Origin of the sequence: Brumimicrobium aurantiacum (genome assembly GCF_003402975.1) — a bacterium.
Lineage (GTDB): Bacteria > Bacteroidota > Bacteroidia > Flavobacteriales_D > Crocinitomicaceae > Brumimicrobium > Brumimicrobium aurantiacum.
Genome location: NZ_QURB01000006.1, coordinates 238181 through 245212, shown reverse-complemented (window position 1 = coordinate 245212; position 7032 = coordinate 238181). Strand labels below are relative to the sequence as shown.

At 30.4% G+C, this 7032-nt stretch carries 6 protein-coding genes; all 6 read right to left on the bottom strand.

The window, feature by feature from the left end; translation table 11 throughout:
- Positions 1 to 114 precede the first annotated feature (114 nt).
- From DXU93_RS11005 to DXU93_RS10980, 6 genes are read right to left on the bottom strand one after another with little or no spacing between them, the layout of a single operon-like run.
- Positions 115 to 624, bottom strand: coding sequence for a hypothetical protein (locus DXU93_RS11005; protein WP_116881339.1), 510 nt, complete (start codon positions 622 to 624; stop codon positions 115 to 117).
- 49 nt (positions 625 to 673) lie between these two features.
- Positions 674 to 1918, bottom strand: coding sequence for a DUF4407 domain-containing protein (locus DXU93_RS11000; protein WP_116881338.1), 1245 nt, complete (start codon positions 1916 to 1918; stop codon positions 674 to 676).
- A complete protein-coding gene (locus tag DXU93_RS10995) occupies positions 1915 to 3978 on the bottom strand; it encodes a protein kinase family protein (protein ID WP_116881337.1) in 2064 nt (687 codons plus the stop codon). Before DXU93_RS10995 ends, DXU93_RS11000 begins: the two co-directional genes overlap by 4 nt.
- Positions 3978 to 4763: a hypothetical protein gene (locus DXU93_RS10990; protein WP_116881336.1), complete on the bottom strand. Its 786-nt coding sequence runs from the start codon at positions 4761 to 4763 to the stop codon at positions 3978 to 3980. Before DXU93_RS10990 ends, DXU93_RS10995 begins: the two co-directional genes overlap by 1 nt.
- Complete coding sequence (locus DXU93_RS10985; RefSeq protein ID WP_116881335.1) at positions 4763 to 5542, bottom strand: vWA domain-containing protein; 780 nt, start codon at positions 5540 to 5542, stop codon at positions 4763 to 4765. Before DXU93_RS10985 ends, DXU93_RS10990 begins: the two co-directional genes overlap by 1 nt.
- Positions 5535 to 6920 (bottom strand): phospholipase D-like domain-containing protein, encoded by a 1386-nt coding sequence (locus DXU93_RS10980; RefSeq protein WP_116881334.1) that lies wholly within the window; start codon positions 6918 to 6920, stop codon positions 5535 to 5537. Before DXU93_RS10980 ends, DXU93_RS10985 begins: the two co-directional genes overlap by 8 nt.
- Between the last annotated feature and the right edge of the window lie 112 nt (positions 6921 to 7032).

Here is a 7032-nt window from a genome sequence, read left to right as displayed (position 1 = left end):
GCACAAGCAAAATATTTTAAAAAGAATGCAATACAAATCAAAAAAGCTGAGTAATGACGTCATTACTCAGCTTTAATTTATAATTTTAATCCTTTAATAATCTGTATCGGTTATTTAGGACTTGACATTATCATAAGCTTTCTGTTCATTTTCGGCAATTAATTCAATTTTCATTTCATTAACTCTCTTTATATATTTCCCTCGTGAATATTTAGTTGAATACTCATTAAGTAAACTAAAGGATCTTCTATTTTTAATGTCAATCCACAACAACTCCTCTTCTATACTATTTAGCTTCCTAAAAGCTTTGGTAGTTTCTATAGCATCAGGATGTTTTCTTTCCAATAGTAGAATTTTTTCTTTTGCCTTTGCATACTCCTGAAGGCTGATTAATTCTTCAAGTTCTGAGAACAACACTGCTCTACCATACTTCAAGTCGTCAACTTCAGATTCCAGGTCACCAATATTTTGATCTAATTCGTTATTAACTGAAGTTAATTGAGAAATTTCTGATTTAAGGTGGATAATCTCTATTTCAGAAGCGTTTTTAATTTTATAGTAATACATAAGTGTTGTCACTAAAGCCACCGCTAAAACTCCGCTTATTATTTTAAATTTATTCATTATTTAGATTTGTAGATTATTTTTTAATGAAAATTAAACAGGTTATTCGCTATGATTTAATCATATTTGAAGGGTCATTTTTAACTTTCTCCAATTGTTCCTTTTTCCATTCCTCAATTGCTACTTGAGCAATTTCAGCTTGAGCTTTTGAAATGGATAGAAGCAGGTCTTTATTGGCGACAAGTTCAGCATTTAATTTTTGTTCATTTTTATTAGCATGAACTTTAACAGCTGTATTAATCTCTTCGTTTATATTTGATTGAAGTAAAAGTTGCTTCACTTTAGCCTCGTGTTTTATTCTATCCAGTATATCATCATATGTTCCTCTTTCTGTCATCATCTTAAATAGAATAGGAGAAATTTCAATAAAAATAAATAATATGGTAATTAGCCACTTGGCAAATAAAAGTGTCGAACTTCTAGATGTGATTTGACTCAAGGCCTCTAACCTTACTAATAGCCCTGTATTTTGCTCTATTACTCTTTTTGATAGTTCAGAAGCCTCTAAATTTTGCTTTGTTTGTTTATTGATTTGTTCATTTAAAAGATGAATGCTTTTATTGTTATCACTTATTTTGGTAGTGTATTCTGACTCATATTTTTGATAATCAGCCAGTGCTCTATCAGCCTTAGCTTTTAGTTCATCCCAAAGTTCTCCTTTACCAGGTTTTCCGCTAAACTTTCCAGTATTCCACTCGTCTTGTTGGTCTTTATCTGCTAAATTATATGTATTTAATTTTGAGTCAATAACTTTTTGATAGTTATTATTATCTTTTTCTAATTTCGCTATTTTAGCTACCCAGTTTACAATTAAAGGATCATTTTTAGCAGAGGCTTCATTTTTCAAATTTTGTCTTTCAACTCTAACATTTTGACCTATTTGCTCATTTATAGAGTCTTCGAAGAGTTTTAATTCTAAAGGAGTTGCTATTACAAATCCTAAGACAACAGCCATCAACAATCTAGGAGCGCCCTCTAACAATTCTTGTTTTGAAATGGTTTTCTTCCCATCACCCACCCCGAATGTAGAAACAATGTATCGGTCAAGATTAAAAATTAAAGCACCCCAAAAAAGTCCAAAAAAGACAGCAACTAAAGCAGAATTAAAGGTGATAAAAATCGCATAACCACCAGCAAAACTCGCCATTAGTGCAGTGAATATTATAGTACCTCCAATTCCAAAATATTTATTAGCATCTGTAGGAGCTTGTTTCAAAATTTCTAAATCAGCTCCTGAGGCCCATAAAAAAAAATCACGCAATTTTTGGAAAGGATATTTTATTAGTTTTTTCATTTTTTCAGTGTATTATATATTTTTTTCATAATAATATGGTAGATATCAGAAATACCTATTCTTTTTTCAACCAGTTTGTCCATTAATAAATTTTCATCTTCAAACTTTGGAAACTCCAATGATGATCCAAGCTCCGTCGAATTTATATCAAGATTATTAAATTGTACATTATTTGTAAATTGTATACTGCTAGCTGTGAATAAATTTTCAGGAAAATTTAATGCTGTATTATTGATATTTATTTTTAGCTCTAATTTTGGTGCGTTAGCAAATATCTGCTTTACTATAGGGACAGGAAACGGATGTGCTGTGATTTCATTTTCAATATCTGCAAATAATCCTTTTGCTATAAGTTTAAACTCCGTTCTCTCAGATATAGAAATATGCTCTAGACCATTAACATTTTGGCTTTTAACATGTGGTGATATTTTTACACTAGTTGCATTTTCTACTTCCCAAGAAATATCAACATTTGTTATCCCTTTGTTTAAATTAACCTCCCAATTAAAAAACTTTATATTCGGCTTTATAATATCTACCTCGATTTCTTGAGATAAAACTTCATCAAAATATCCTTTAACAGTAAGTAAGTATTGCGTCTTCTCTATTGGAGTTACTTCAGTCATTCCTGATATTTCCAATTCTTTATCAATTAAGTTAATTGAAACTGAGTTTGCGTTTTCTGTCTCCCATGAAAGAATTATTGGATCCTCAGAATCCCTTAAGAGCTTTGAAGCTGTAAATAATAATATTTTAGGTTCCACTTTTACAGCTTGTATCTCAACAAAATCTTCTATTGTTTGAAAATCATTTATCGCCCTAATATTAACTTTCGTGCTATCTGCAATATTTAGTATTATGGATTTTTGATTAAGTGGAACTAGCTTATTATTCACATAAATAGAGTCATATTTATTTACCTCGAAATAAAATTCAACTTCTTCATTCTTGCGTTTTATTTTTGTTTTATCAGCAGTAAAACTTTTCAATATTGGATTACCTAATGACTGATTAAGATTGAAAAGTAGTTCCTTCCATTCCTTTGAAGTTAGTCTCTTTCTTTCATTTTTATATCCTGAATTAAAAACCTTCTTAAAAGCATCAATCAACTCCTTTGCTCCACCTTCTTCGAGTTGTTTCAAAAATAAAATGATCGCTTGATGTTGCTGAGAGTTGGCTTTATTGAAAAGTGGAGAAGAGTAATCAATATTTGGCCATTCATTTTCTTTTAAATAGGATTGTTTTGAATTGTCATCTGTATCTGACAAAAAGAAAAAAGGCATCGCACCGAACACAACTTCAAAAGTAGCATTTGCAAGAACCCAATATTCCTCATAAAGTCTATCGAGTGTATTTAGCTCTGAAGAATCCTTAGGCTGCCCTATTATATTTCTGAATCGACTTCCTATCCAATGTCCTACTTTACCAATGGTTGTTGGCTTGTCTTGTGTGTCAAAATGATATCCACTATCATAGTCAATAATTGATAATTGTATTCTTTTAGGATTAAACCATAATGAATTTTCGCTTAAATCGGCATGAATAAATTTAATTTCATGTAAAAAATCAATTGTTTTAGCCAATTGATAAGCTAGATACAACTTATCAGGAATATTTAACAGTGTGTATTCATCAAGTTTAGCCATATCACTTCCATAATCCTCATAATTTAACTTTTCAAGATTGTACATCAGAAAAGCAACACAATGTTTTTCTGATATATTGTCGTATCCTTTAAAAACTAAAAATGGGAGCCCCAACAACTCTGGTTTATCATGATATGTCGGAGTCTTTGTAAGGTGTTGTCGTTTTTTTAATTTATCATGTAAAATTCTCACAACATCGTATGCATGCTGTTTACTATCTTCATCTGTAAATATCTTAATTACAAACTCTGATTTTAAAACACCATCAATAGACTGTACATTGTGGACTGATCCAAAACCTCCTGACCCTAGAGCCTTATCATCGAATTCAATTTCTGAGAAGGATAAAATATCATTTTCTCCATTTTGATCGATAACAGAAACTTCAGAAATATTGGTGAGCGACTTAATCATTAGTAATTTTTTTGGTAATGAGTTAAAACACTATCAGTGATAATAAAGCCCAATGAAGCATCATCTTCTAAATAGTGTTCTGCTTTCAGTTTATTCAATACTGTTTGATTGAATTCTACTAAGTTGTCTTGAAATAAATCAGCTTCATTATTTGAAATTAGAAATGAGTTTAATTCATTTAAAATTGTTTGTATTGCTGGATTTTCATTTCTCCAAAATCTGTTCTCATTATCTTTTAGTATCACTTTATCTTCTAGTGAGGAAATCCCATCACTAAACAAGATTATTATATCTCCTTCAAAATAATTGAGATTGATATTTATCTTTGAAAATAAAAACTTGTCATCCCCATTATTGTGTGATATATGTCTTGTCAATGCTCCGTTGGGAGAAACATGCGGAATCATAATTTCTCCATAACGATAAGGCTCCTCCGAATTCACATTCTTTGAAAAATCACCATGTAAATGGATTATTCCCCCATTCCCCAAATACTCCACCTCTACCTTATCTGAATTATTTACATTCCTTGCACTTATAAAAGTAGTTCCTCCAATCACACCTTCTTTTTTAAGCTTTTGTAATTCATTATCATGGATTAGCTCCGATACTGATTTATATTGTTTCCTTATAAATTGCTCTACAACTAACTTTGCTACTTTTCCAGAATCTGTAAACTCTCCAATTCCATCGCATAAGATTAACGATTTCCACTCCTCATGAATAGAAAAATCAGCATAATCCTGTTTTAACTTAATGTCTATATGTTTGACTGAAAAATACATTAATCTATTTTAAATTGATTTCCATTTTGAACTTTTGAAACTGTTGATATACTTTTAATCATGTGTTTTCTTATTTCTTCAGGATCAACAGTTGAAGTGAAAAATGATGAATTAGAAGCAAGGTTTTTCATATCATTTTTTAACACATCAGTTTCTGAGACAACATAGTTTTTTTGCCATACATCACTTTCGTAGAAAATAGATGCAACTGTTACATTGTCAATCTCTTTTAAACTCTCACAAACAGATCTTGAATTCTCATATTCGTCCAATGCTCCATCACTTAAAATAATAACCAAAGCCTGAGTGTTTTTATCCTTGTGGAATAATAAATACTTCTCACATTCCTTTCTAACATCATTTAAGGTCGGTGTTAATTTTGTTCCGTCATATCTTTTGATATAGTCACATGGATTAATACTTTGATTTAGATTAAAAGAATCAACAGAAGTAGTTTGAATAATTTCTATGTTCTCATTAGCGTACGCCCATACATTTATATCAAATGAATTCTTGTTTTTACTATCCTGTAATCTTTTAACAACCTTTTTAACAGCATCCTCAACCTCCTCACCCTTATCAGCTCCTGTCGTCCCCCTATATGTCATAGAACCTGATCCATCAAGAACAAATACAACAAGCTGATAAAACAATCTAGGTATTTCTAATCCACTTAAACTTTCATTGAGAGCAGATGTATTTATATTTAACAAATCCAATTTACCTGTTTTTGGTTTTTGAATTTCAGTTTTATTTACTTTTTGAATTTCATTACTCATGGCTTACATATTTTTCTGTTAAACTTTCATATTCTTGTATTAGAAGAGCCTTCTGCGTTTCAAAATATTCTTCCCAATCAGATACCTTCAAAATCAACTGATGAATTTTAGATGATTTAAGGTTAGTCAAATCGATAATAAGGTAATTGTATTTTACATTTAAAGACTCCAGCTTTGCTCTAAGCTGCTCTAATTCGTCATGCTTATCAAGATCATCAATTGAGTTTCCAAGTTTTAATTCTCCATAAATAAATTTCACTTTTTCAATATCATTACTTTTATAAGCCTTTGTCAGTTCATCAAAAACTTTTGAAGCTTGTTTCTCGTCTTCAATTACTCTTCTATGTGAATTTGGAGAACAAAGCCAAGACGCTTTTCTATATAAGGATTTAATACCTGCTGAATCTTCATCATTTAATTCTGGAATATCAATTTTAATCTCTTCTTGATATTCTTTATTTTTCTGATTAAACTCATCTTCCAATTTCTCGAATTCATCATTTACAACACCATGCTTCTTTAGCTTTTCATAAATCTTCTTTTTCAGTGCTATGATTTTAGAAATAAGAGGATTAAGTTCAATAATGTACTTGTGATTAAATTGTTCTATTAAAGTTTCAATTTCAGTTTTTTCAATCTCAAGAGATTCAATTTGATATGAAATCAATCGAATTTGAGATAGGATTTGCGCTTTTTCAATCGCAGTAACATCAACAAGTTGAGTATGGCTTCTCTCAAATTTCTCGATTTCATCAAATGCCAAATCATACTTACCTTCAAGAAGTAAATTAGTAACAGTGTTAAGCTCTTTTATGTGTTTTATCTGATGAACATACGCTTGAATACTGGCAGTTTCACCAAGATCAATAAAAGCTTTTATAAGTTTGAAGTATTTAAATGCTTTTGATAAGTCTAACTCTTCTTCATATTTTTGAATTTTACCAGAGATGTCTTTCAATCGATCAAACTCTTCTACAAATTCATTTGTCCGTTGAAGATTTCCTGAAACTATGGTTACCTCTTCATTATTTACAGTAAATGCCCGATTTGACCAATTTGCAGAACCACTTATGACAATATCATAATCAATGATACAAAACTTCATGTGCATCAACTGGTTATCACTTCCTATTTCAGCAAAAAATCCATTCTCTTCTAATTGTTGATAATTGTTTCGGCTTTGAGTATTAAATTCATGCTTCGTTATTACTAGCTCTATAGAAACACCTCTATCTTGTAACTCAATTAGTTTCTTAAATAAAATTGTATCGGTAAACCAAGCTACAGCTACAAACACTTTTTTATTCGCATTATCAAGGTGTTCAAGAATTATTTTCCTGACATCGATTTGTTTTGTAAAATAGGTGTTAATGTTCATGAATAATAAGTATCATTTTAGGCTTAAGCAAAAAGAAATGGACCTTTGTTTAATGTCAACCATGACAACCTATAATTTTTCAGGTAGGCTTCAGTCATCAAGTTTAGGCTTA